Consider the following 23,598-nt stretch of genomic DNA (forward strand, 5'->3'; position numbering starts at 1 on the left):
CCCCGGATCTTTCGGGTCCGGGCCGGCCCGTAGCTCCCGGCGGCCCGGCGGCCCGGCGGCCCCGCGGCTCCGCGGCTCCGCGGCTCCGCGGCTCCGCCGGGAGCTACGGGCAGTCGCCCGGGCGGGCGAACAGGGCCACGCGGGCGCCGCGCACGTCCGTCACGGAGCACAGGTCGAAGTGGGAGACCAGCGTCTGGCGTTTCACCGCCTCCGCCGGATAGCCGTCCAGCGGCTGCCCCACCGGGTCCAGCAGCGCGACCACCCGGTCGACCGCCGGGTCCAGCAGGGCCGCCCGGATCTCTTCCGGAGTCCGCTCCACACCCTGGAGGCTCCGCGAAGCCGCCGGGGTGCGGGACAGGGCGAGGTCGCGCAGGGATCCGTAGGCCTCGGGCGAGGACAGCAGCCATTCGCGCCGCCGCGAGGGGAGGAACAGCACCGCGTCGCCCGGCCGCGCGAGTTCACGGACGGCCGCCGCCACGGCCCGCGCGTCGTCCTTGCGGCTCTCGGGGGTACGCAGCCACGCGGACCAGAGCCCGACGGGGACGAGCAGGACCCCGACCAGCGGCCACACCCACCACCCCCGCGCCGTGGCGAGCCGTGCCCCCACGAGGAGGGCGAAGCCGGCGAGCGCGTAGAGGACGTACCGGTCCACGTACCAGGGGTGCACCAGCGAGACCGCGAGCAGCAGTCCGGGCGGCAGCAACGCCAGCGGCAGGGCGACCCGTACGAGTTCCCGCGCGGCCCCCCGGGCCAGGAGCAGCGAGGCGGCCGCGAGGACCCCGTACGCCGCCCAGTCCTGCCAGCTCGGCCGCCCGAGCCAGCCCAGTTGCTGCTGCGCCTGCCGTGCGCTGACCAGCGCGAGCGGCAGCAGCGCGGCCGGCACGGCCCCGGCGGCGAGCCGCCAGCGGCGCGAGCGCCAGGCGGCGAACGCGTGCGCGGGCAGCGCCAGTACGGCGAACTCGTGCAGCCAGCACCCGAGCACCAGCACCACGGCGTAGGCGACCCAGCGCTCGCGCAGCATCAGGTACGTGGCCCAGACGACGGCCGCGGCGACGAGCGCGTACGAGCGCCCCTCCTGGGCGTACATCTGCACGGGCGGCAGCAGCGCATACCCGACCCCGGCCACCACCGCGACCCGCCCGGCAGGACCGCAGCGCCCGCCCTGCCCGGTCCCCCCGCCGCGTAGCGGGCCCGTCAGGTGGTGGGCCACCGCGGCCACGCCGGAGGCGGCGAGGGCGGTGGCGGCGACCGAGGGGAGGCGCAGGGACCAGAGGCCGGGGTCGGAGGCGGTGGTGCCCGTCGCCGCGAAGACCGCGTGCATCAGGAGGTAGTAGAGGCCGTGGACGGCGTCGACCTGACCCAGCAGTTCCCAGAGCTCCCCGAGCGGCCGGTGGGCGACCTGCCACGTGACGGACTCGTCGCGCCACAGGGAGCCGCCCCGCGAGAGGCCCCAGAGGCCGAGTGCGAAGGCGGTGAGCGGCGGCAGCCAGCGCCAGAGGGCGAAGCGGCGGATGTCGGCCTCCGAGTGCTATCCGTGCGGGTGGTGCTGACTCCATACTCGGGGTTCGAGCCGGATACCTGCGGGGGTGGGGCGTGCGAGCACGTGGTGGGCGAGTGGGCTGGGCGACAGCGACGGCAACGGCGGCGGTGACGCTGGCCGTGGCGGCGGCCCTGGGCGGGTGTTCCTCCGACGGGTCGAAGGACGGGGCCCCACCGAAGCCGAACGCGAGCACGGGCGCGAGCACCGGCACCGCCACGAGCACCCCGTCCGGGACGGCAACGGACGCCTCGGGTACTCCGTCCCCCGGTCAGAGCGCCGGCCAGAGCCCGGACCCGGGCACCGGTACGACCGCTCCCGCCCCGCAGCCCGCGCCGAGCACCTCCGCCCCCGCACCCAGCGCCTCGCCGCCCGGCGCCGACGAGACGCTCGTCGCGGTCACCCGTAGCGGCGGCATCAGCGGAAAGACCAGCACCTTGATCATCAAGGGTGACGGATCGTTCCTCCGGCTCAACGCGAAGGCCGAGACCGTCGACCGCGGCAAGCTCTCGCCGGCCGCCCTCGCGAAGCTGCGCACCGCGCTCCAGGAGGCGGACTTCCCCCGCCTGCCCCGGATCTCGATGCCCAAGGAGCCGGTCTTCGACGCGTTCACGTACGCCTTCCGGTACGGGGGCTACGAGGTCGCCGCCGCCCAGACCGCGCTGCCGCGGCCCCTGGAGGGGGTCCTGGGCGCCCTGCCGTCCTTCGAGCCGCGCTGAAGGAAGCGCGGCACCGCCGCCGGCCGCCCCGTCACAGCCCCGTGCCCGCCACCGTGATCTCCCGCAGCCTCCGGTCCAGGTACGCGCGGAGCAGGACCGCCATGTCCACGCCCTGCGGATCCAGCACCCACTGGATCTGGAACCCGTCCATCACCGCGATGATCTCGCGGCCGACGGCCTCGCAGTCCGCGTCCGGCCGCATCTCGCCGCGCGCGACGCCCGCCCGGAGCAGGTCGACGGTGTAGCCGAGGACCCGGTCGTAGCGCTGCCGGAAGTAGGCGTGCGCGGGGTGGCCCGGGTTCCCGGACTCGCCGACCAGCGTGTTGTACATCCGTACGAGCCCGGGCCGGCGGGCGTTCTCCTCGGCGAGGGCGACCACGGCGGCGAAGTGCGCGGCGACCGAGGGGACCTCTTCCGCGGGCCCGCTGAAGAGCCGTTCGACGTCGTGCTGCTCGCTCTGCGCCAGCACGGACAGCAGCAGGTCCTCCTTGCCGCGGAAGTGATGGAGCAGGCCGCCCTGGGTGATCCCGCAGTCGTTGGCGATCCGGGCGAGCGAGGAGGCGTGGAAACCCCACTGCGCGAAGTGTTCGACGGCGGTGTCGAGGATCTTCTGGCGACGGGCGTCGCCCACCGCGTACCCGCCCCGGGCTGCCGCCGCCTTGGGGGCCGCCTTGGGGGCCGTTCGGCCCTTGTCCTGTGCCATGCGGACCACCCTAAACCGGACTGTTTCCGGCCACTCCGAGGGAGTGATCCAGCTCACTCCGCGAAAACCTAGTGGGTACACGGTTTTCGCGCCTACGGTGAAACCGCCCGGTCGGCGACGAGGCCGACGCGGAGACGTTGGAGCCCTCATGCCGCTCACGCAGGACCCCGGAAGTGCACTCGCCGCCACCGACCGACCCGATCCGGCCACCCCGGCCGACGGATCCGCCGACGCCCCCGCCAAGCTGATCTTCGGCCTGGTCGCCGCCCAGCTCGGCGTCTGCATCGCGGTCTTCACCCCGATCGTGGTGACCCTGGCCCTGCGCGTGGCCCAGATCGTCCCGGAGGCCGGGCGCGGCGCCGCCCTCGGCAAGGTGCTCTCGGTCGGAGCGCTCCTCGCCCTCGTCGGCAACCCGCTCTTCGGCGCCCTCTCCGACCGCACGACCAGCCGGTTCGGCCGCCGCCGCCCCTGGCTCGTGGGCGGCATGGCGGTCGCCGCCGTCGGCCTGACCGTCGTCGGCCTCGGCTCCAGCGTCACCACGCTGCTCGTCGGCTGGGCCGTCGCGCAGCTCGGCTGCAACGCCGCCCTCTGCATGGTCACCGCCTGCATCCCGGACCTGATCCCGGACCACCAGCGCGGCCGCGTCTCCGGCATGGTCGGCATGATGCTGTCCGTCTCGATGGTGGCCGGCAGCTTCCTCGCGCAGCTGTTCACGGACGACATGGCGCTGGCCTTCATCGTCCCGGCCGTCGTCGGCGTCCTCGGGGTGTGCGTGCTGGCCGCCGTGATGCCCGACCGGCCGGCCCGCACCGAGTCCGTGGCCCCGTACGGCCTGCGGGAGTTCCTGCACAGCTTCTGGGTGAACCCGCGCAAGAACCCCGACTACGCGTGGAACTTCGCGAGCCGCTTCCTGGTCTTCATCGGCATCGCCTGCGTGACCAGCTACCAGGTGTACTTCCTGATGGACCGCCTCGGGGTCGCCGAGGGCGAGGTCGCCTCGAAGATGTTCACCACCACCCTCGTCACCGTCGGCGGCGTCGTGGCCGGCTCCCTCGCCGGCGGCTGGCTGTCCGACGCCACCGGCCGCCGCAAGCCCTTCGTGCTCGCGTCCGCCTTCGTCATCGGCATCGGCCTGCTGCTGATCGCCACCGCGGGCACCTTCGGGATGTTCCTCTTCGCCGTGGCCGTCTTCGGCTTCGGCGAGGGCCTCTACCTCGCGGTCGACGTGGCGCTCGCCGCCGCCGTCCTGCCGGATCCGGAGACCGCCGCGAAGGACATGGGCGTCCTCAACATCGCCAACGCCCTCCCGCAGTCCCTCGTCCCGATGCTCGCGCCGTTCGTCCTCGCCATCGGCGGAGGGGGCAACTACGGCGCCCTCTTCCTCGTCGGCGGCATCGCGGCGGCCGTCGGCGCCGCCCTCGTCCAGCTGATCCGCTCGGTCAAGTGACGGCCCGCCCGACCGTGCCCGCCACCGCCCACGCACCCGGCCCCGGCGCCCCCGGCCCCACCCCCGACCGGCCGTCCGGCCCCACACCCGCCCCGACGCACGCTCCCGCACCCGCCCCCGCGACCTCCCGCGCGACCGACCTCCCCAGGAGCCCCGCCATGAACGCCACCCCGACGCCCCCAACCACCCCCGCCCTCCCCTACCGCGACGCCTCCCTCCCCGTGGACCGGCGCGTCGAGGACCTGCTCTCCCGCATGACCCTGGAGGAGAAGGCCGGCCAGCTCTTCCACTCGATGCTGATGATGAACGCGGACGGCACCCCGGTCACCGAGACCGACGGCTCGATCCTCCCGTTCACCACCCCCGAGCTGATCGAGGGCCGCCACCTCACCCACTTCAACCTCCTCGGCAGCTACGGCGCCCGTGAGATGGCGACCTGGCAGAACGCCGTCCAGGAGATGGCCGCCGGAACCCGCCTCGGCATCCCGGTGACCCTGTCGACCGACCCCCGGCACTCCTTCACCGACAACGTCGGCGCCTCCTTCAACGCCGGCGCCTTCTCGGCCTGGCCCGAGGCCATCGGTCTGGCCGCGATAGGCGATCCGGAGCTGGTCTTCGAGTTCGCGGACATCATGCGGCGCGAGTACCTCTCCGTCGGCTTCCGCGTCGCCCTGCACCCGCAGATCGACCTGGCCACGGAGCCGCGGTGGGCCCGCCAGTCGGGCACCTTCGGCTCGGACGCGAAGCTGACGGGCGAGCTCGTCCAGGCGTACGTACGCGGCCTGCAGGGCGAGACGCTCGGCGCGGCCTCGGTCTCCGCGATGGTCAAGCACTTCCCCGGCGGCGGCCCGCAGAAGGACGGCGAGGACCCGCACTTCGCGCACGGCAAGGAGCAGATCTACCCGGGCGGGATGCGCGAGCACCACCTGGAGCCGTTCAAGGCGGCCATCGCGGCCGGCTGCTCGCAGATGATGCCGTACTACGGCCAGCCCATCGGCACCGACTGGGAAGAGGTCGGCTTCGGCTTCAACAAGGGCGTCGTCACCGGCCTGCTCCGCGAGCAGCTCGGCTTCCAGGGCATCGTGTGCACCGACTGGGGCCTGATCACGGACTCGGTGATCTTCGGCGAGCCGCACCCGGCCCGCGCCTGGGGCGTGGAGCACCTGAGCGTCGCCGAGCGGGCGGCCCTGGCGCTGGAGGCGGGTTCGGACCAGTTCGGCGGCGAGCAGTGCCCCGAGGTCGTCGTGGAGCTGGTCCGCTCGGGCCGGGTCCCCGAGGCCCGGATCGACGCGTCCGTACGCCGGCTGCTGCGCGAGAAGTTCGTCCTCGGCCTCTTCGAGAACCCGTACGTGGACCCGGACGCGGCGGCCGAGACCGTCGGCCGCGCCGACTTCGCGGCGGCCGGCGCCGCGGCCCAGCGGCGCTCCCTGACGGTGCTCACCAACACCGGGAAGACCCTGCCGGTCTCCGGCCGGCCGAAGCTGTACGTCAAGGACGTGGACGCGGACGTCGCGGCGGCGTACGGCGAACTCGTGTCCGACCCGGCCGAGGCGGATCTGGCGGTGCTGCGGCTGCGCACCCCGCACGAGCCCCGCACGAACGTCTTCGAGTCCTTCTTCCACTCGGGTTCGCTGGCCTTCCCCGAGCCGGAGCTCACCGAGATCCTGTCCCTCCTGGACGCCGTCCCGACCCTGGTCTGCATCAACCTGGAGCGGGCCGCGGTGATCCCCGAGATCGCGGAGCGGGCGGCCGCGCTGATCGCGGACTACGGGGCTTCGGACGCCGCGCTCCTGGACGTGGCCTTCGGCAGGGCGGCCGCCGGGGGGCGGCTGCCCTTCGAGCTCCCGCGCTCCATGGAGGCGGTGGCGGCCTCCCGCCCGGACGTCCCGAACGACACCGCCGACCCGGTCTTCCCGCACGGCCACGGCCTCACCCTGTAGCCCTGCGGGGCGGTCCCCTACCCGCCCTTCCCCCGTTCCCCGGGCTCAGCCCGGACCCGTGAAGACCCCGGTGCTCCGCCCCGGACCCCGCGCCTCAAACGCCGGCGGGGCTGGATCTTCCAGCCCCGACCGCGTTTGAAGCGCAGGTCCAGGGGCAGAGGCCCCGGCAACGAACCCGCGCAGCGAACCCGTCATAGCCGGAGCTCAGCCGCTCCTCTACGCTGCACCCCTACCACGCGGGATCTTCAGGGGCGGGACATGGAACAGACGCACACCACCACCCACAACGGCGCCGCGGCCACCCCCGGCGCGCAGCGCCGGGTACTCGTCGTCGAGGACGACCACACCATCGCGGAGGCCATCGCGGCGCGCCTGCGCGCCGAGGGGTTCCAGGTGCAGACGGCCGCGGACGGGCCGGCGGCCGTCGCCGCGGCCGAGAGCTGGCTGCCGGAGCTGCTGGTCCTGGACGTCATGCTGCCGGGCTTCGACGGCCTGGAGGTCTGCCGCCGGGTCCAGGCCCAGCGGCCCGTCCCGGTGCTGATGCTCACCGCCCGGGACGACGAGACCGACATGCTCGTCGGCCTGGGAGTCGGCGCCGACGACTACATGACGAAACCCTTCTCCATGCGCGAGCTGGCCGCGCGGGTCCACGTACTGCTGCGGCGGGTGGAGCGGGCCACGCTGGCCGCGCACGCCCCGCGCGGGGCCACCCTGCGCCTCGGCGATCTGGAGATCGACCACGCGCAGCGCCGGGTCCGCGTGCACACCGAGGACGTGCACCTGACGCCGACGGAGTTCGACCTGCTGGTGTGTCTGGCCGGGACCCCGCGGGCGGTGCTCTCGCGGGAGCAGCTGCTCGCCGAGGTGTGGGACTGGGCCGACGCGTCCGGGACCCGTACGGTCGACAGCCACATCAAGGCGCTGCGCCGGAAGATCGGCGCCGAGCGGATCCGTACGGTCCACGGCGTCGGGTACGCCCTGGAGACCCCGGCGCAGGCGTGAGCGGCTACCGGCCGCCGGGGCAGCGGCCGACCGGGGGGCTGCGGCCCTTCTCCCCGTTCTCGATCAAGACCAAGCTGGGCACGCTCGTGGTGGTGTCGGTCTTCATCACCACGGGCCTGCTGATGGTGGCCCTGCGCACGGCCACCGAGGTGCGCTTCATCACGGTGTTCTCGGTGATCGCCTCGATGCTGATCACCCAGTTCGTGGCGCACAGCCTGACGGCGCCGCTGGACGACATGACCACCGTGGCCCGGGCGATATCCCACGGGGACTACACGCGCCGGGTGCGCGGGGCGGGCCGCCGCGACGAGCTGGGCGACCTGGCCTCCACCATCAATCTGATGGCGGACGACCTGGAGGCGGTGGACCGGCACCGCAAGGAGCTCGTCGCCAACGTCTCGCACGAGCTGCGCACCCCGATCGCGGCCCTGCGGGCGGTACTGGAGAACGTGGTGGACGGGGTCTCCGCCGCCGATCCGGAGACCATGCGCACGGCCCTGAAGCAGACCGAACGGCTCGGCCGGCTGGTGGAGACCCTGCTGGACCTCTCCCGCGTGGACAACGGCGTGGTGCCGCTGCGGGCCCGCCGCTTCGAGGTGTGGCCCTACCTGTCGGGGGTGCTGAAGGAGTCGGGCCTGGCGGCCTCCGGCCGGCCGGGGCTGTCCTCCGGCTCGGGCGGGCACACCCGCAACGACGTCCACCTCCACCTGGACGTGTCCCCGCCGGACCTGACGGCGTACGCGGACGCCGAGCGGCTGCACCAGGTGGTGGCGAACCTGATCGACAACGCGGTCAAGCACAGCCCGCCGCACGGCCGGGTCACGGTCCACGCCCGGGCGGGCGACGCGCCCGGGGGTCTGGTGCTCGAAGTCCGGGACGAAGGTCCCGGAATTCCGGAGGCGGAGCGCCACCGGGTCTTCGAGCGGTTCAACCGGGGCAGCGCGCGGGGCGGCGACGGCGGCACGGGCCTGGGCCTGGCCATCGCCCGCTGGGCGGTCGGCCTGCACGGGGGCGACATCGGAGTGGCCGAATCGTCACGGGGCTGCCGGATCCTTGTCACACTTCCGGGCAGCTCGCAGGCATCGAGTTGACGTAGGGTTCGAGTGGGAAGGACATGATCTCGGCCACACACGCCGGGGTCCGTCAGGGGTGCGAAGCCAGGGGGCCGCAACCGCGGTGCCTCCTGCCCGAACCACGCTTGTTTCCCGCCATTCCTGGTGGTGAAACCCGCCGTTCGATGTGACCTACGCGACGTAAGTCCCGCCCGGTCTGCATCTCACGGCCCGGGAGGCGTAGCCTTTATTCCCGCTGTCCATACCTTGTGAAGCGGAAGAGGGCGGTTGCCGCCGTGTCGCCACAGTCCCCCAGTAACTCGAGCACCACGACCGAAGCAGGAGAAGGCGGGAAGAACCCCGCCCCAGGCTTCGGTGCGAATGAGTGGCTCGTCGACGAGATCTATCAGCAGTACCTCCAGGACCCGAACTCGGTCGACCGGGCCTGGTGGGACTTCTTCGCCGACTACAAGCCGGGGGGCGCTGTCGCTCCGGTGAAGGCGGATAAGCCCACGGACCGGCCCGCTCCCCCCGCCGCGACGACGACGGACGGCGCCTCCGCACAGGCCGCCACCCCCGTCACCGCCGCGACTCCGCAGGCTTCCGACGCCGCCGCCACAGGGACGGCGAGCCTCGTGCCCGCCACCCCGGTGGCCGCGCCCACGACGCCCGTGTCAGCACCTGCCCCTGTACCTGCCACCCCCTCTGGTGCCCCTGCTGTGACTGTCACCTCCCAGGCCCCGGCCGCCGCCGCACCGGCTGCCGCTGCCCCTCAGGCCCCGGCTCCCGCCGCCGCCCCCGCCTCCGTAGCCCCCCAGAAGGCCGCGCCCGCCACCGAGGCCCCTGCCGGCCCCGAACTGGTGACGCTCCGCGGCCCGGCGGCTGCCGTGGTCAAGAACATGAACGCCTCCCTGGAAGTGCCGACGGCCACGTCCGTCCGCGCCGTCCCGGTGAAGCTGCTGTTCGACAACCGCATCGTCATCAACAACCACCTGAAGCGGGCCCGGGGCGGGAAGATCTCCTTCACCCACCTCATCGGCTACGCGATGGTGCAGGCCATCAAGGCCATGCCGTCGATGAACTACTCCTTCGCGGAGAAGGACGGCAAGCCGACCCTGGTCAAGCCGGAGCACATCAACTTCGGCCTCGCGATCGACCTGGTGAAGCCCAACGGCGACCGCCAGCTCGTCGTCGCCGGCATCAAGAAGGCCGAGACCCTCAACTTCTTCGAGTTCTGGCAGGCCTACGAGGACATCGTCCGCCGGGCCCGCATCGGCAAGCTGACGATGGACGACTTCACCGGGGTGACGGTCTCCCTCACCAACCCCGGCGGCCTGGGCACCGTCCACTCCGTGCCCCGCCTGATGCCCGGACAGTCGGTCATCATGGGCGTCGGCTCCATGGACTACCCCGCCGAGTTCCAGGGCACCTCGCAGGACACCCTGAACAAGCTGGGCATCTCCAAGGTCATGACCCTGACCTCGACCTACGACCACCGGGTCATCCAGGGCGCGGCCTCCGGCGAGTTCCTGCGCATCGTCGCGAACATGCTGCTCGGCGAGAGCGGCTTCTACGACGACGTCTTCGAGGCGCTGCGCATCCCGTACGAGCCGGTCCGCTGGCTCCGGGACATCGACGCCTCGCACGACGACGACGTCACGAAGGCCGCCCGCGTCTTCGAGCTGATCCACTCCTACCGGGTCCGCGGCCACGTCATGGCCGACACCGACCCGCTGGAGTACAAGCAGCGCAAGCACCCCGACCTCGACATCACCGAGCACGGCCTCACCCTGTGGGACCTGGAGCGCGAGTTCGCGGTCGGCGGCTTCTCCGGCAAGTCGATGATGAAGCTCCGCGACATCCTCGGCGTGCTGCGCGACTCGTACTGCCGCACCACCGGCGTCGAGTTCATGCACATCCAGGACCCGAAGCAGCGCCGCTGGATCCAGGACCGCATCGAGCGCCCGCACTCCAAGCCGGAGCGCGAGGAGCAGCTGCGGATCCTGCGCCGGCTGAACGCGGCGGAGGCCTTCGAGACCTTCCTGCAGACGAAGTACGTCGGCCAGAAGCGCTTCTCCCTGGAGGGCGGCGAGTCCGTCATCCCGCTGCTCGACGCCGTCATCGACTCGGCCGCCGAGGCCCGCCTCGAAGAGGTCGCGATCGGCATGGCCCACCGCGGCCGCCTGAACGTCCTGGCGAACATCGTCGGCAAGTCGTACGCGCAGATCTTCCGCGAGTTCGAGGGCAACCTCGACCCGAAGTCCATGCACGGCTCCGGCGACGTCAAGTACCACCTGGGCGCCAACGGCACCTTCACGGGCCTGGACGGGGAGCAGATCAAGGTCTCGCTCGTCGCCAACCCCTCGCACCTGGAGGCGGTGGACCCGGTCCTGGAGGGCGTGGTCCGCGCCAAGCAGGACATCATCAACAAGGGCGGCACGGACTTCACGGTCCTGCCCGTCGCCCTGCACGGCGACGCGGCCTTCGCGGGCCAGGGCGTCGTCGCCGAGACGCTGAACATGTCGCAGCTGCGCGGTTACCGCACCGGCGGCACCGTGCACGTGGTCATCAACAACCAGGTCGGCTTCACCGCCGCCCCGGAGTCCTCGCGTTCCTCGATGTACGCGACCGACGTGGCCCGCATGATCGAGGCGCCGATCTTCCACGTGAACGGCGACGACCCGGAGGCCGTGGTCCGCATCGCGCGGCTCGCCTTCGAGTTCCGTCAGGCGTTCAACAAGGACGTGGTCATCGACCTCATCTGCTACCGCCGCCGCGGTCACAACGAGTCGGACAACCCGGCGTTCACGCAGCCGCTGATGTACGACCTGATCGACAAGAAGCGCTCGGTGCGCAAGCTGTACACCGAGTCCCTCATCGGTCGCGGCGACATCACCCTGGAAGAGGCGGAGCAGGCGCTCCAGGACTTCCAGGGCCAGCTGGAGAAGGTCTTCGCGGAGGTCCGCGAGGCCGCCACGCAGCCCGCGGTCACCACGGTGGCGCCCGCCCAGGTCGCGCAGGAGTTCCCGGTCGCCGTGAACACCGCGATCTCCCAGGAGGTCGTCAAGCGGATCGCCGAGGCCCAGGTCAACATCCCCGACGGCCACACGGTCCACCCGCGCCTGCTGCCGCAGCTGCAGCGCCGCGCGGCGATGATCGACGACGGCACCATCGACTGGGGCATGGGCGAGACCCTGGCCTTCGGCTCGCTGCTGATGGAGGGCACCCCGGTCCGGCTGTCCGGCCAGGACTCCCGCCGCGGCACCTTCGGCCAGCGCCACGCGGTCCTCATCGACCGGGAGACGGGCGAGGACTACACCCCGCTGCTCTACCTGTCGGACGACCAGGCCCGCTACAACGTCTACGACTCGCTGCTCTCCGAGTACGCGGCCATGGGCTTCGAGTACGGCTACTCGCTGGCCCGCCCGGACGCACTGGTCCTCTGGGAGGCCCAGTTCGGTGACTTCGTCAACGGCGCGCAGACCGTCGTCGACGAGTTCATCTCCTCCGCCGAGCAGAAGTGGGGCCAGACGTCCGGCGTCACGCTCCTCCTGCCGCACGGCTACGAGGGCCAGGGCCCGGACCACTCCTCCGCCCGCCCGGAGCGCTTCCTGCAGATGTGCGCGCAGGACAACATGACGGTGGCCATGCCCACGCTCCCGTCGAACTACTTCCACCTGCTGCGCTGGCAGGTCCACAACCCGCACCACAAGCCGCTCATCGTCTTCACCCCGAAGTCGATGCTGCGTCTGAAGGCGGCGGCGTCGAAGGCGGAGGAGTTCACGACCGGTTCGTTCCGTCCGGTCATCGGCGACACCCGGATCTCCTCCGGAGCCGGCGACCCGAACGAGATCCGCAAGGTCGTCTTCTGCGCGGGCAAGGTCTACTACGACCTGGAGGCCGAGCGCGAGAAGCGCGGCATCACCGACACGGCGATCATCCGCATCGAGCGCCTCTACCCCCTCCCGGGTGCCGAACTCCAGGCGGAGATCGCCAAGTTCCCGAACGCGGCGAAGTACATCTGGGCCCAGGAGGAGCCGGCGAACCAGGGCGCGTGGCCCTTCATCGCGCTCAACCTGATCGACCACCTCGACCTGGCGGTCGGCGCGGACGTCCCGGCCGGCGAGCGCCTGCGCCGGATCTCCCGCCCGCACGGCTCGTCCCCGGCGGTCGGCTCGGCCAAGCGCCACCAGGCGGAGCAGCAGCTCCTCCTGAACGAGGTCTTCGAGGCGTAAGCCTCACACCTCCCGGAAGGCCCGGCCCCCCATGGGGGGCCGGGCCTTCCGGCGCTTTCAGCCCGTCCGGCGTTTGAGGACCGGGTCTGGGCGGAGCCCGGGGAACGGTGGAAGGGCGGGTAGGGGACGGCCCCGCGCAGCGGCCCACCCCGTCAGCCGGACGCGTACGGGGCCAGGTTCGGGTGCGCCTCGCACCACGCGGCCCGGTCCCGCTCGACCACCCCGCGGGCGACCGCATAACGAGACCCCGGCGCCGACACCCCGTCCATGGCCCGCTCCGCCGCGGCCATCGCCTCGGCGAACACCCGACCGCCCGGGGTGAGTTCCGGGCAGGCCAGCAGGACGGGCAGCACCGCCGCCACCTGCGCCCGCACCCGCGCGTGCTGCGCCCACGCCCCCCTGGCCCCGTAGAGCGCCGCGCGCTGCCAGTAGCCCGCCAGTCCGAGATGCGCGTACGCGCCCCGCAGGAGCCCCTCCAGCGGCCGCGGATCGGTCCTCCAGGGTGCCCAGTACCGTGCGGTGCGGTCGGCGGTGTGCAGCGGGAGCGCCTCCGTGAGGGCCGCCAGCTTCCCGTGCTGCACTTCGAACACGAGGGTCGCGGCCAGCGCGGGCGGCGGCTGGGCCCGCGCCAGGACGGAGCCCGCCGCGGCGGGCAGGGTCGCGCCGTAGGACCGGGAGCTGCCGGACAGCGGGACCAGGCAGCGCAGCAGCCTCCCGGCCTCCTCCGCGCGGGCGGTGTCGTAGCGCCGCAGCAGGCTGAGGGCCCCGGACCACTGGGTGTCCCAGCGCTTGTGCCCCTTGGGGGTGAGCCGGCGGGCGGCGGGCACCGTCCCGGGGGCGCGGTACGGGTCCAGGTCGTCGAGGGCGGTCCGCCCGTCGGGCAGTGCGTGCAGGGCCAGCGCCTCCGGGTTGCCGGGGTCCCAGGAGCCCTCGGTGAGGGCGAGCGGGCCGGGCCGGTCCGGGCGCAGCAGTCCGAGGGTGGGCAGGGCGAGGCGTCCGTGCGCGGGCCGCAGCGTGATCTTGAAGCCGATCCCGGCGCGCAGCGCCGCGGCGGCGGCGAGCGCCCCGAGGTGTCCGAGGTCGGCGGGCGGCCCGTGCCGCGTGCGCAGCCGGCGCAGCGTCTCCTCGGCCCACACCCCGGTGGCCGGATAGTGCACCACGTCGCTCACCGCACGGGGGTCGCGCCGCCCGGCCTCCTCCAGCAGGGCCCAGCGCTCGGCCGCCTCCCCGGTGCGGGCGCCGGGCAGTTCCGCGAGCTCCCGCAGCAGCCGCAGCCGCCGGGCCCGCCGTACGCCGCACACCAGCGCGGTCCCCTCGGCGGACGGCTCGGTGGAACCGAGGGCCCTCAGCACGCCGTCGCTCGGCTCGGGGTGATCCATGCATACCTCCCGCCGCGGACCCTTCATCCCTGCCCTGGGGAGGGGCTCCGCGAACGGCGGAAAGCGGTCAGGTCCGGGCCCGGCGGGGCGGCGGATTATCCTGACGGGACACACCCGAACACCCGACCACCGCACGGAGCCCGACTTGTACTTCACCGATCGCGGCATCGAGGAGCTGGAGAAGCGGCGAGGCGAGGAGGAGGTCACCTTCGAGTGGCTCGCCGAGCAGCTGCGCACCTTCGTCGACCTGAACCCGGACTTCGAGGTCCCGGTGGAACGCCTCGCCACGTGGCTGGCCCGCCTGGACGACGAGGACGAAGACGACGAGTAGCCCGCGGCACGACGAAGGGGCCCGACCGCGATGCGGTCGGGCCCCTTCGTCATCGTCCCGCGGGACAAGGCCGATCAGGCTGGAGAGCCGGATCAGGCGGCCTTGGTCTCCCAGAAGATGCGGTCGATCTCGGCGATGAGCTCCAGCGCCTTGGCGCCGGTCGCCGGGTCGTTCGACGCCTTGGCGGCCGAGAGGGCCTTCAGGGTGTCGTTGACCAGGGTGTGCAGCTGCGGGTACTTCTCGAAGTGCGGCGGCTTGAAGTAGTCGCTCCACAGCACGGAAACGTGGTGCTTCGCGAGCTCGGCGCGCTGCTCCTTGATGGTGATGGCGCGCGCGCGGAAGTCGGCGTCGTCGTTGGCCTGGTACTTCTCCTGCACGGCCTTGACGGACTCGGCCTCGATGCGGGCCTGGGCAGGGTCGTACACGCCGCACGGAAGATCGCAGTGGGCGGAGACCTTCGCCTTGGGGGCGAAGAGGCGGGAAAGCATGGAGTTTGTCCTCCTCGTGATCGTCTTCTCAAGGGGGAGATTACTCCGTGAGAAAGACGATTTCGCGGCCGCCCCCGTGCGGTTGGGACAAAAGTCCAGGGGTGTGCCCGGGCCGGTGACCGAATGTACGGAAGAGTGCGGCAGCATGCGGGGGGCACGAAGAGTGGACCAGAGCGGTTACGGAGGTCACGGATGACGGGGAGCACGCGCTCGCGCGGCCGGTCGCGGGAGTGGGAGTCGCCGTTGAAACGGATCGGGACCGTGGAGGTGAGCGGCCCCTCGATGGCGCCGACCCTGGAGAACGGGGACCAGCTGCTGGTCCGCTACGGGGCCCCCGTGCGGCCGGGCCACGTGGTGGTGCTGCGCCACCCGTTCCAGCAGGACCTGCTGGTCGTGAAGCGGGCGGCGGAGCGGCGGCCGGGCGGCTGGTGGGTGCTGGGAGACAACCCGTACAACGAGACGGGCGACAGCACGGACTACGGGGCGGTCCCCGACGAGCTGGTGCTGGCGACCGCGGTGGTCCGCTTCCGGCCGCGCCCCCGGCCGGAACACGCGGCGGAGGGTCAGCGCTCGCTGAGGGCGTGGCTCTCCTGGGCTTCCTCGGCGCTGCGCCCGCTGTGGGCGGACTCCTCGGCCTCCAGCCGCTTGCGGGCGCGGTAGGCGGCGACGTTGGCGCGCGTGGCGCACCGGTCGGAGCAGTACCGCCGGGAGCGGTTGGTGGAGGTGTCGAGGTAGGCGTTGCGGCAGGGCGGGGCCTGGCAGAGGCCGAGTCGGTCCGGGCCGTGCTCGGTGAGGTGGAAGGCCAGCCCGAAGCACGCGATCGCGGCGTAGCCGGCGGAGGCGTTGGAGGGGTGGTCGGCCAGGTGGATGTGCCAGTTCGGGCCGCCGTGCTCACCGATCGTCTCGTGCCCCGAGACCTGCGGGCTGACCGGGAACTCCATGAGCAGGGAGTTCAGCAGGTCCACGGCGAGGACGTGGTCCCCGCCGTCGGCGGCCTCGAAGACGGTGCGCAGCCGGCCGCGGACGTTGCGGAAGCGGGTGACGTCACCGTCCGTGACCCGGCGGGCCATCTGGACGCTGGCACCGAAGAGCGCACGGACGGCGTCCACGGAGGTCAGCGAGTCCTTGTTGCGGGCCGGCTCCTCGGTGTTGACCAGGCGCACGGCGTAGTCCGAGTAATGGGCCAGTTCCACTTGTAGTCCTTACGGCTGCGGATTATCGTCTCGGGTAACGGCTGATACATGTTCGAGGGTATTACGCATGGAGGATTCCCGTGGCGGATACGGCGCGCTCTGATACGGCACCGGCCGACTGGCAGGCCTGGCAGGACAGCTGGGACCGACAGCAGGAGTGGTACATGCCCGACCGCGAGGAGCGGTTCCGGGTGATGCTGGACATGGTGGAGGCGCTGGTCGGCACCGCCCCCCGGGTGCTCGATCTCGCGTGCGGTACGGGAAGTATCACGGACCGCGTCTTCAAGAGGTTCCCGGAATCCACCAGTACGGGAGTCGATCTCGACCCCGCGCTGTTGACGATCGCCCGCGGCCACTTCGCCGGCGACTCCCGCGTCACGTTCGTGACCGCCGACCTCAAGGACCCCGACTGGCGCACGGCCCTCCCCCACGGCTCCTACGACGCCATCCTGACGGCCACCGCCCTGCACTGGCTGCCCAGCGAGGACCTCGCCGTCCTCTACGGACAGCTCGCGCCCCTGCTGCGCACCGGCGGGGTGTTCATGAACGCCGACCACATGCCCGACCCCGCCACCCCCCGGATCAACGCCGCCGAGCGCGCCCACCGGCACGGCGCCATGGACCGGGCGAAGGCGGCCGGGGCGCTGGACTGGCGCGAGTGGTGGGAGCTCGCGGCCGCCGACCCCGTGCTCGCCGAGCCGACGAAGGCCCGCTTCGAGATCTACGGCGAGCACGCCGACGGCGACACCCCGCCGGAGTCCTGGCACGCGGCCACGCTGCGCGGCGCCGGCTTCTCGGAGGCCCGTACGGTCTGGCGCTCGCCCTCCGACGGGCTGGTGCTGGCCCTGAAGTAGGCCCCGGGCCGCAGCGCGGGCGGTCGTGCGTGAGGGGCGGTACGGATGTCCGTACCGCCCCTCACGCGTGGAGCGCCGCCGCCCTTACAGGACCTTCGAGAGGAAGGCCTTGGTGCGGTCGTGTTGCGGGTTGCCGAGGACCTCGCGGGGGTGGCCGGATTCGACCACGACGCCGCCGTCCATGAAGACGAGGTTGTCGCCGACCTCGCGGGCGAAGCCCATCTCGTGGGTGACCACGATCATGGTCATGCCCGACTCGGCGAGGTCCCGCATGACGTCGAGGACGTCGCCGACGAGCTCCGGGTCGAGCGCCGAGGTGGGCTCGTCGAAGAGCATCAGCTTCGGCTCCATCGCCAGCGCGCGGGCGATGGCCACGCGCTGCTGCTGGCCGCCGGAGAGCTGGGTGGGGTAGTTCCCGCCCTTGTCGCCGAGGCCGACCCGGTCCAGGAGCTTGACGGCACGGGCCCGCGCGACGGCCTTGCTCTCGCCCTTGACCATGACGGGGGCTTCCATGACGTTCTCTATGGCCGTCATGTGCGGGAAGAGGTTGAAGCGCTGGAAGACCATGCCGATGTCCCGGCGCTGGGCCGCGACCTCGCTGTCCTTCAGCTCGTAGAGCTTTCCGGCCTTCTCCTTGTAGCCGACCAGCTGGCCGTCGACCGAGAGCCGTCCGGCGTTGATGCGCTCCAGGTGGTTGATGCAGCGCAGGAAGGTGGACTTGCCGGAGCCGGACGGACCGACCAGGCAGAACACCTCGCGGGGGGCGACTTCGAGGTCGATGCCCCGCAGGATGTGGGCGGGGCCGTACGACTTGTGGACGGCCTCGGCCTTGACCATCGGCTGGGCGGTCACTTCGCCACCTCCGTACGGCGGAACATGTTCAGGTTGGCCTTGAGCCGCTGGAACGGCGTGGGCGGCAGGGAGCGCAGCGAACCGCGTGCGTAGCGGCGCTCCAGGTAGTACTGGCCGACGCTGAACACGCTGGTCAGGGCCAGGTACCAGATGGAGGCGACGAACAGCATCTCCATGATCGCGCCGGCCGTGGACCCGATGTTCGACGAGGCCCGCAGGAGCTCGGTGTACTGGACCGCGGACACCAGGGACGAGGTCTTCAGCATGTTGATGAACTCGTTGCCCGACGGCGGGATGATCACGCGCATCGCCTGCGGGAGGACCACGCGGCGCATGGTCTGCGTCTGGGTCATGCCCAGCGCGTGCGAGGCCTCGCTCTGGCCCTCGTCGACGGACTGGATGCCCGCACGGACGATCTCCGCCATGTAGGCGCCCTCGTTCAGGCCCAGCCCCAGGAGGGCGACCATGAACGGGGTCATCAGCTCGACGGTCTCCTGCTTGTAGATCGGGCCGAGGTTCACGTACTGGAAGATCAGCGACAGGTTGAACCACACCAGCAGCTGTACGTAGACCGGGGTACCGCGGAAGAACCAGATGTAGAGCCAGGCGACGGTGTTGGTCACCGGGTTCTTCGAAAGCCGCATGACCGCGAAGAGGATGCCGAGCACGAGGCCCAGGGCCATCGCGGACACGCTGATGATCACGGTGTTGCCGAGGCCGGCGATGATCGAGGGGTCGAAGAGCTTGTCCCCGACCGTCTTCCAGATCACGTTGCCCTGCGAGAAGGCGTAAATCAGCCAGCCCAGCAGGACGACGACCACGGCGCCGCTGACCCAGCGGCCGTAATGCCGCACGGGGATTGCCTTGATGGCCTCGTACGGGGTACCCGAGGCGCCGGGCCCGGCCGGCGGGGTCGCCGCCGGATCCTTGTCGATCTTGTCAGTCACAATGACTGCCCTTCAGTGGAGCTCAGGAACCAGGGTCCGGGGGCGCGGGCGCCCCCGGACCGCACGGGTCACTTGCCTGCGTTGACCGTCGCGGACTGAACGGCGCTGTCCTTGACGTTCCACTTCTCCAGGACCTTGGCGTAGGAGCCGTCCTTGATGATCGCGTCGAGGGCCTGCTTCAGGGCGTCGCGCAGCTGGGTGTTCTCCTTGCTGACGCCGATGCCGAAGAGGCCGACGTCGGCCTGCGCGCCGCCGACCTCGAAGTCGTTGCCGCCGCCCGAGGTCTTCGCGATGTACGCGGCGACCGGGAAGTCGTTCAGGTCGGCCACGGCGCCGCCGGCCTTGACGCGGGTCTGGGCCTCGGCGTCGGTGTCGAAGGACTCGATGGTGAGCTTCTTGTCACCGCACTTCGTGGCCTGCGCCTTGAAGGTGTCCTCGTAGATCGTGCCGCGCTGGACGGCGACGGTCTTGCCGCAGAGGTCGTCCAGGGACTTGATGTTCTGCGGGTTGCCCTTCTTGACGAGGAGCGAGACGCCGGAGGAGAAGTAGTCGACGAAGTCGATCCCCTTGCCGATCTGCTTGCCCTCGTCGTCGAGGCCCTTCTGGCGCTTCTCGTTGTCCGTGACCGAGGACATGATCGCGTCCTGGCGGCCGGAGTAGATCGAGGTGATCAGACCGTCGAAGCTGCCCGAGGTGAACTCGAACTTCACGCCGAGCTGCTTGCCCAGGGCCTCGGCGATGTCGGGGTCGACACCGACGATCTTGCCGCCCTCGGTGAACTCCATCGGCGCGTACGCCGCGTCCGTGCCGACCTTGATGACGCCCGCGTCCTGGATCTTCTTCGGCAGGGCGGAGAAGAGGGGGGCGGTGTTGGACTTCGTGGCGTCCCCGGACCCCTTCTTCTCGGTCTGGTCTCCACAGCCGGTGAGGATCAGGGCGCCGGCGACCGCGATCGCGCCGACCGCGGCGATCCGGGACCGGGCGGCGGTCGTACGGCGGGTGGTGCTAGCGGTCATGAGCTGGTTCCTCCGGCAGGTGGAAAGCATCGAAAAGCGGTCGGGCACGCCCCATCGAGTGTCGCGACCTTGTGTGATTAGGGGCATCTTGCCATTCGGACTGAGTCATTCAGGCAGCCCGTCAGGTCAAAATCGGATAACGGCAGCCGCTTCGTACCCAACAGGACTGCGGACAAGGGCCCTCAGAACCGCACGAACGGCTGTGACCTGGTCCTTTTGCCGCACTATTTGCGGCGCGTCTCGCCCATCGGACAGAGAGGTTTGGACTTTTCGCCAAAACCGGGACAAGGAGCTTATGGTCGAGCGGGAATCGACTCGTCTGGGTGAGCGTTCTTCGGGTAGAACAGATCCTTACACCCCTCATCCGGGGCTCAGGGCGCGCGTGCGGCGCGCCCGCGCGTACGAACCTCCCCTTCGCGGAGACGGACCTAAACCCGTCGGCGCGGAGACGGACGCGGTGCCCGCCCACCCCTTAACCAGGAGTGGCCACCCTCAACGATTCAAAGACTTAAGGGGTTAAGACAGTGGCAGCGGAGATCGTCAATCCTCGCAGCGACAGCGTGACGGACAACAACCCGGATGCGGTGTTCGCGCTGCACCGGGGCGGCAAGATGGCCATCGTGGCCACTGTGCCCGTCAACGACAAGGACGACCTGTCCCTGGCGTACACGCCCGGCGTTGCGAAGGTGTGCAGCGCCATTGCCGAGCAGCCCGAGCTCGTGAACGAGTACACCTGGAAGTCCAACGTGGTCGCCGTCGTCACCGACGGTACGGCCGTGCTCGGACTCGGTGACATCGGGCCCGAGGCCTCCCTCCCCGTGATGGAGGGCAAGGCCATTCTCTTCAAGCAGTTCGGTGGTGTGGACGCGGTTCCGATCGCGCTCGCCACCAAGGACACGGACGAGATCATCGAGACCGTGATCCGCCTCGCGCCGTCCTTCGGCGGGGTGAACCTGGAGGACATCTCGGCGCCCCGCTGCTTCGAGATCGAGCGCCGCCTCCAGGAGGCGCTGGACATCCCGATCTTCCACGACGACCAGCACGGCACGGCCATCGTGACGCTGGCCGCCATGCGCAACGCCGCGAAGCTCACGGGTCGCACCCTCGGCGACCTGCGCGCCGTGATCTCGGGCGCCGGTGCCGCCGGCATCGCGATCGCCAAGATCCTCGTGGACGCGGGCATCGGCGACGTCTGCGTCACCGACCGCAAGGGCGTCGTCTCCGCCGACCGCTCCGACCTGACGGACGTCAAGGCGGAGATCGCGGGCCTGACGAACAAGACCGGCCAGACCGGTTCCCTGGAGTCCGCCCTCGCGGGCGCGGACGTCTTCATCGGCGTCTCCGGCGGTACGGTCCCCGAGGCCGCGGTGGCGACGATGGCGAAGGACTGCTTCGTCTTCGCCATGGCCAACCCGAACCCGGAGGTCCACCCCGACGTCGCGCACAAGTACGCGGCGGTCGTGGCCACGGGCCGCTCGGACTTCCCGAACCAGATCAACAACGTGCTCGCGTTCCCGGGCATCTTCGCGGGCGCCTTCAAGGTCCGGGCCTCGCGGATCACCGAGAACATGAAGATCGCGGCTGCCGACGCCATCGCCGGTGTCGTCGCCGACAGCGAGCTCACCGCCGACTACGTGATCCCGTCGCCGTTCGACACCCGCGTCGCCGAGGCCGTCACGGCCGCGGTCGCCGCGGCGGCGAAGGCCGACGGCGTGGCCCGCCTGGCCTGATCGCTGCACCGAGCTGCACGAAGCGGGGCCCGTCCGGAACCTTCCGGCCGGGCCCCGCTTCGCGTACGGGCCGAGGCCGGCCCAATCCAGCCCTGCCAAATCCAGCCCCTCCGGCGTTTGAGGAGCGGGGGTCCGGGGGCCGGCCCCCGGGAACGGCGCCGCACACGGCAACGGGTCCGGGCGGAGCCCGGGGAACGGTGGAAGGGCGGGTAGGGGACAGCCCCCGCAGGGCACGCTCCCGCCGACGGGCACGGGGAGCAACCCCGAGCAGCCGCCCGCCGGCCAGGGCAGGCCCTGGATCCCCGGGCTACCGACCGGTAGCCTCGCGGCCATGTTCGCTGCCTACGCTGCCCGAATCGACCGTGACCAGCCGCTGAGCGGCCTTGAGCTGGGCGACCTCCCCGCCCCGCAGGCCCGCCCCGGCTGGGTGACCGTGAACGTCAAGGCCGCCTCCCTCAACCACCACGACCTCTGGTCGCTGCGCGGGGTCGGCCTGTCGGGGGACAAGCTCCCCATGATCCTCGGCTGTGACGCCGCCGGGATCGACCAGGACGGCAACGAGGTCGTCCTGCACTCCGTCATCGGCCAGACCGGCCACGGGGTCGGCCCCGACGAGCCCCGCTCGATCCTGACCGAGCGCTACCAGGGCACCTTCGCCGAGCAGGTCACCGTCCCCGCCTGGAACGTCCTGCGCAAGCCCGCCGAGCTCTCCTTCGAAGAGGCCGCCTGCCTGCCCACGGCGTGGCTGACCGCGTACCGCATGCTCTTCACCAACGCCGGCGTCCGCCCGGGCGACTCGGTCCTGGTCCAGGGCGCGGGCGGCGGGGTCGCCACCGCCGCCATCGTCCTCGGCAAGGCGGCCGGCCTGCGGGTCTTCGCGACCAGCCGCGACGAGGCCAAGCGCAAGCGCGCGGTCGAGCTGGGTGCCGTGGAGGCCTACGAGCCCGGCGCGCGGCTCCCCCAGCGGGTCGACGCGGTCATCGAAACCGTCGGCGCCGCCACCTGGTCGCACTCGGTCAAATCGCTGCGCCCCGGCGGCACCCTGGTCATCTCGGGGGCCACGAGCGGGGACCGCCCGGCGCACGCCGAGCTGACCCGGATCTTCTTCCTGGAGCTCAAGGTGGTCGGCTCGACGATGGGCTCGAAGGACGAGCTGGAGGACCTGTTGTCCTTCTGCGCGGCGACCGGCGTCCGCCCGGTGATCGACGAGACCCTGCCGCTGGACCGGGCCCGCGAGGGCTTCGCGAAGCTGGAGTCGGGCGACGTGTTCGGCAAGATCGTCCTCACCGTCTAGCCACCGCCCCGCCCCTGCCCCCCGAAGGACCGGCACCACCCAGGTGTCAATGTGGGTTGACACCCTCCCGTTCGTCAACCTACATTGACACCCATGACGGAAGCTACCGATCTGGCCGAGCGCGCCGGTGACCGCGACCCCCGGGTGGGCCTGCGCGCCGTGGCCGCCCTGCGGCGACTGCTGGAGCAGCTGGAGGCCGTACAGGTGCGCGGGGCCCGTGCGCAGGGCTGGTCCTGGCAGGAGATCGCGGCCGAGCTGGGCGTCAGCCGGCAGGCCGTACACAAGAAGCACGGGAGGCTCTGATGTTCGAACGCTTCACCCAGGACGCCCGCTCCACCGTGACGGGCGCGGTCACCGAGGCCGAGCGGACCGGGGCGCAGCGGGTCGGCGAGGAGCACCTGCTCCTCGCCCTGCTCGCCCTGGGGGCCCTCGACCCCCTGAACGTCGACCGGGCCGCGATCTCCGCCGATCTGGCGGCGGCCCGCCGCCGGGGCGGCATGTCCAAGGCGGACGAGGAAGCCCTCGCGGGCCTCGGCATCGACCTCACGGAGATCGTCTCGCGCATCGAGGAGACCCACGGCGAGGGCGCCCTGTCGGACCCCGCCCCGCGCGGCCGCTCCGGCCGCACCCGCTTCTCCCCGGGCGCCAAGAAGGTCCTGGAGCAGTCCCTGCGCATCGCCCTGGGCCGCAAGGATCGCCACATCTCCACCCTCCACCTGCTCCTCGCCCTCCTCTCCCGCCCCGGGACGTCCGCCGAGGTCCTCAGCGACCACGGGGTCACCTACGCGGGAGCCGAGGCGGCCCTGACGGGCTGAGAAGCGGTCACGCCCCCTTCACCTTCTTTGCTGTCGCGTACAACCATCCGTGCGGCCGGTGAGT

At 71.6% G+C, this 23,598-nt stretch carries 21 protein-coding genes; 13 read left to right on the plus strand and 8 right to left on the minus strand.

The features are described 5' to 3' along the window. Window positions 1–103: 103 nt before the first annotated feature. Window positions 104–1,321, minus strand: a complete 1,218-nt coding sequence (locus tag OG898_RS05120) for a hypothetical protein (RefSeq protein WP_266955234.1) — start codon at window positions 1,319–1,321, stop codon at window positions 104–106. Window positions 1,322–1,614: 293 nt separating this feature from the next. On the opposite strand from OG898_RS05120, the gene OG898_RS05125 reads away from it, so the two are divergent. After that, complete coding sequence (locus OG898_RS05125) at window positions 1,615–2,256, plus strand: hypothetical protein (protein ID WP_266955236.1); 642 nt, start codon at window positions 1,615–1,617, stop codon at window positions 2,254–2,256. A 31-nt stretch (window positions 2,257–2,287) separates the two neighbouring features. Here the strand turns inward: OG898_RS05125 and OG898_RS05130 are convergent, their stop codons facing one another. Continuing rightward, complete coding sequence (locus OG898_RS05130; protein WP_266955238.1) at window positions 2,288–2,959, minus strand: TetR/AcrR family transcriptional regulator; 672 nt, start codon at window positions 2,957–2,959, stop codon at window positions 2,288–2,290. A gap of 148 nt (window positions 2,960–3,107) precedes the next feature. Between OG898_RS05130 and OG898_RS05135 the strand changes: the two genes are divergently transcribed. The 5 genes from OG898_RS05135 (at window position 3,108) to OG898_RS05155 (ending at window position 12,635) form a co-directional block, all read left to right on the plus strand. Further along, window positions 3,108–4,406: an MFS transporter gene (locus OG898_RS05135; protein ID WP_266955240.1), complete on the plus strand. Its 1,299-nt coding sequence runs from the start codon at window positions 3,108–3,110 to the stop codon at window positions 4,404–4,406. Then, on the plus strand, window positions 4,403–6,346 hold the full coding sequence (locus tag OG898_RS05140; protein WP_266955242.1) for a glycoside hydrolase family 3 protein: 1,944 nt from the start codon (window positions 4,403–4,405) through the stop codon (window positions 6,344–6,346). The genes OG898_RS05135 and OG898_RS05140 overlap by 4 nt, the downstream gene beginning before the upstream one ends. A gap of 258 nt (window positions 6,347–6,604) precedes the next feature. Further along, window positions 6,605–7,348, plus strand: coding sequence for a response regulator transcription factor (locus tag OG898_RS05145; RefSeq protein WP_266955244.1), 744 nt, complete (start codon window positions 6,605–6,607; stop codon window positions 7,346–7,348). 38 nt (window positions 7,349–7,386) lie between these two features. Further along, window positions 7,387–8,439 carry a HAMP domain-containing sensor histidine kinase gene (locus tag OG898_RS05150; RefSeq protein ID WP_266960085.1) on the plus strand — a complete coding sequence of 351 codons (1,053 nt, stop codon included), beginning with the start codon at window positions 7,387–7,389 and terminating at the stop codon, window positions 8,437–8,439. 257 nt (window positions 8,440–8,696) lie between these two features. Continuing rightward, the gene (locus OG898_RS05155) at window positions 8,697–12,635 is read left to right on the plus strand and encodes a multifunctional oxoglutarate decarboxylase/oxoglutarate dehydrogenase thiamine pyrophosphate-binding subunit/dihydrolipoyllysine-residue succinyltransferase subunit (RefSeq protein ID WP_266955246.1); all 3,939 of its coding nucleotides are present in this window, start codon (window positions 8,697–8,699) and stop codon (window positions 12,633–12,635) included. Window positions 12,636–12,787: 152 nt separating this feature from the next. Here the strand turns inward: OG898_RS05155 and OG898_RS05160 are convergent, their stop codons facing one another. Beyond that, window positions 12,788–14,014: an HEXXH motif-containing putative peptide modification protein gene (locus OG898_RS05160; RefSeq protein ID WP_266955247.1), complete on the minus strand. Its 1,227-nt coding sequence runs from the start codon at window positions 14,012–14,014 to the stop codon at window positions 12,788–12,790. A gap of 145 nt (window positions 14,015–14,159) precedes the next feature. On the opposite strand from OG898_RS05160, the gene OG898_RS05165 reads away from it, so the two are divergent. Continuing rightward, window positions 14,160–14,345 carry a DUF6104 family protein gene (locus OG898_RS05165; protein ID WP_007266501.1) on the plus strand — a complete coding sequence of 62 codons (186 nt, stop codon included), beginning with the start codon at window positions 14,160–14,162 and terminating at the stop codon, window positions 14,343–14,345. Between the two features lie 92 nt (window positions 14,346–14,437). Here OG898_RS05165 and sodN read toward each other — a convergent pair whose 3' ends face one another. Next, the gene (sodN, locus tag OG898_RS05170) at window positions 14,438–14,833 is read right to left on the minus strand and encodes a superoxide dismutase, Ni (protein ID WP_030709803.1); all 396 of its coding nucleotides are present in this window, start codon (window positions 14,831–14,833) and stop codon (window positions 14,438–14,440) included. 192 nt (window positions 14,834–15,025) lie between these two features. Between sodN and sodX the strand changes: the two genes are divergently transcribed. Next, window positions 15,026–15,493 (plus strand): nickel-type superoxide dismutase maturation protease, encoded by a 468-nt coding sequence (gene sodX, locus OG898_RS05175; RefSeq protein WP_266955248.1) that lies wholly within the window; start codon window positions 15,026–15,028, stop codon window positions 15,491–15,493. Here sodX and OG898_RS05180 read toward each other — a convergent pair. Next, window positions 15,397–16,026 carry a CGNR zinc finger domain-containing protein gene (locus tag OG898_RS05180; protein WP_266955249.1) on the minus strand — a complete coding sequence of 210 codons (630 nt, stop codon included), beginning with the start codon at window positions 16,024–16,026 and terminating at the stop codon, window positions 15,397–15,399. The two genes, sodX and OG898_RS05180, sit on opposite strands and share 97 nt — an antisense overlap. Before the next feature lie 80 nt (window positions 16,027–16,106). Here OG898_RS05180 and OG898_RS05185 point away from each other — a divergent pair, with 80 nt between their 5' ends. Then, complete coding sequence (locus tag OG898_RS05185; RefSeq protein ID WP_266955251.1) at window positions 16,107–16,880, plus strand: trans-aconitate 2-methyltransferase; 774 nt, start codon at window positions 16,107–16,109, stop codon at window positions 16,878–16,880. Between the two features lie 84 nt (window positions 16,881–16,964). Here the strand turns inward: OG898_RS05185 and OG898_RS05190 are convergent, their stop codons facing one another. The 3 genes from OG898_RS05190 to OG898_RS05200 all read right to left on the minus strand — a co-directional run bounded on the left by OG898_RS05190 (window position 16,965) and on the right by OG898_RS05200 (window position 19,695). Further along, entirely contained in the window at window positions 16,965–17,717 is a 753-nt protein-coding gene (locus OG898_RS05190; protein WP_266960087.1) for an amino acid ABC transporter ATP-binding protein, read from the minus strand. An 11-nt stretch (window positions 17,718–17,728) separates the two neighbouring features. Then, window positions 17,729–18,679 carry an amino acid ABC transporter permease gene (locus OG898_RS05195; RefSeq protein ID WP_266955253.1) on the minus strand — a complete coding sequence of 317 codons (951 nt, stop codon included), beginning with the start codon at window positions 18,677–18,679 and terminating at the stop codon, window positions 17,729–17,731. Window positions 18,680–18,747: 68 nt separating this feature from the next. Further along, window positions 18,748–19,695, minus strand: coding sequence for an ABC transporter substrate-binding protein (locus OG898_RS05200; RefSeq protein ID WP_266955255.1), 948 nt, complete (start codon window positions 19,693–19,695; stop codon window positions 18,748–18,750). Window positions 19,696–20,219: 524 nt separating this feature from the next. Here OG898_RS05200 and OG898_RS05205 point away from each other — a divergent pair. The 4 genes from OG898_RS05205 (at window position 20,220) to OG898_RS05220 (ending at window position 23,534) form a co-directional block, all read left to right on the plus strand. Beyond that, window positions 20,220–21,425, plus strand: a complete 1,206-nt coding sequence (locus tag OG898_RS05205) for an NADP-dependent malic enzyme (RefSeq protein ID WP_266955257.1) — start codon at window positions 20,220–20,222, stop codon at window positions 21,423–21,425. 331 nt (window positions 21,426–21,756) lie between these two features. Next, window positions 21,757–22,719 carry a zinc-binding dehydrogenase gene (locus OG898_RS05210; protein ID WP_266955259.1) on the plus strand — a complete coding sequence of 321 codons (963 nt, stop codon included), beginning with the start codon at window positions 21,757–21,759 and terminating at the stop codon, window positions 22,717–22,719. Window positions 22,720–22,812: 93 nt separating this feature from the next. Beyond that, window positions 22,813–23,022, plus strand: coding sequence for a helix-turn-helix domain-containing protein (locus tag OG898_RS05215; RefSeq protein ID WP_243336126.1), 210 nt, complete (start codon window positions 22,813–22,815; stop codon window positions 23,020–23,022). Then, window positions 23,022–23,534 carry a Clp protease N-terminal domain-containing protein gene (locus tag OG898_RS05220; protein ID WP_266955261.1) on the plus strand — a complete coding sequence of 171 codons (513 nt, stop codon included), beginning with the start codon at window positions 23,022–23,024 and terminating at the stop codon, window positions 23,532–23,534. The genes OG898_RS05215 and OG898_RS05220 overlap by 1 nt, the downstream gene beginning before the upstream one ends. Window positions 23,535–23,598 lie beyond the last annotated feature (64 nt).

It is taken from the genome of Streptomyces sp. NBC_00193 (genome assembly GCF_026342735.1).
Taxonomy (GTDB): domain Bacteria; phylum Actinomycetota; class Actinomycetes; order Streptomycetales; family Streptomycetaceae; genus Streptomyces; species Streptomyces stoeckheimensis.

Coding starts and splice junctions, on each gene's coding strand:
- OG898_RS05210 (WP_266955259.1), top strand. CDS start 21,757: ATGTTCGCTGCCTACGCTGCCCGAATCGACCGTGACCAGCCGCTGAGC.
- OG898_RS05215 (WP_243336126.1), top strand. CDS start 22,813: ATGACGGAAGCTACCGATCTGGCCGAGCGCGCCGGTGACCGCGACCCC.
- OG898_RS05135 (WP_266955240.1), top strand. CDS start 3,108: ATGCCGCTCACGCAGGACCCCGGAAGTGCACTCGCCGCCACCGACCGA.
- OG898_RS05160 (WP_266955247.1), bottom strand. CDS start 14,014: ATGGATCACCCCGAGCCGAGCGACGGCGTGCTGAGGGCCCTCGGTTCC.
- OG898_RS05130 (WP_266955238.1), bottom strand. CDS start 2,959: ATGGCACAGGACAAGGGCCGAACGGCCCCCAAGGCGGCCCCCAAGGCG.
- OG898_RS05220 (WP_266955261.1), top strand. CDS start 23,022: ATGTTCGAACGCTTCACCCAGGACGCCCGCTCCACCGTGACGGGCGCG.
- sodX (WP_266955248.1), top strand. CDS start 15,026: ATGACGGGGAGCACGCGCTCGCGCGGCCGGTCGCGGGAGTGGGAGTCG.
- OG898_RS05200 (WP_266955255.1), bottom strand. CDS start 19,695: ATGACCGCTAGCACCACCCGCCGTACGACCGCCGCCCGGTCCCGGATC.
- sodN (WP_030709803.1), bottom strand. CDS start 14,833: ATGCTTTCCCGCCTCTTCGCCCCCAAGGCGAAGGTCTCCGCCCACTGC.
- OG898_RS05145 (WP_266955244.1), top strand. CDS start 6,605: ATGGAACAGACGCACACCACCACCCACAACGGCGCCGCGGCCACCCCC.
- OG898_RS05120 (WP_266955234.1), bottom strand. CDS start 1,321: ATGCACGCGGTCTTCGCGGCGACGGGCACCACCGCCTCCGACCCCGGC.
- OG898_RS05190 (WP_266960087.1), bottom strand. CDS start 17,717: ATGGTCAAGGCCGAGGCCGTCCACAAGTCGTACGGCCCCGCCCACATC.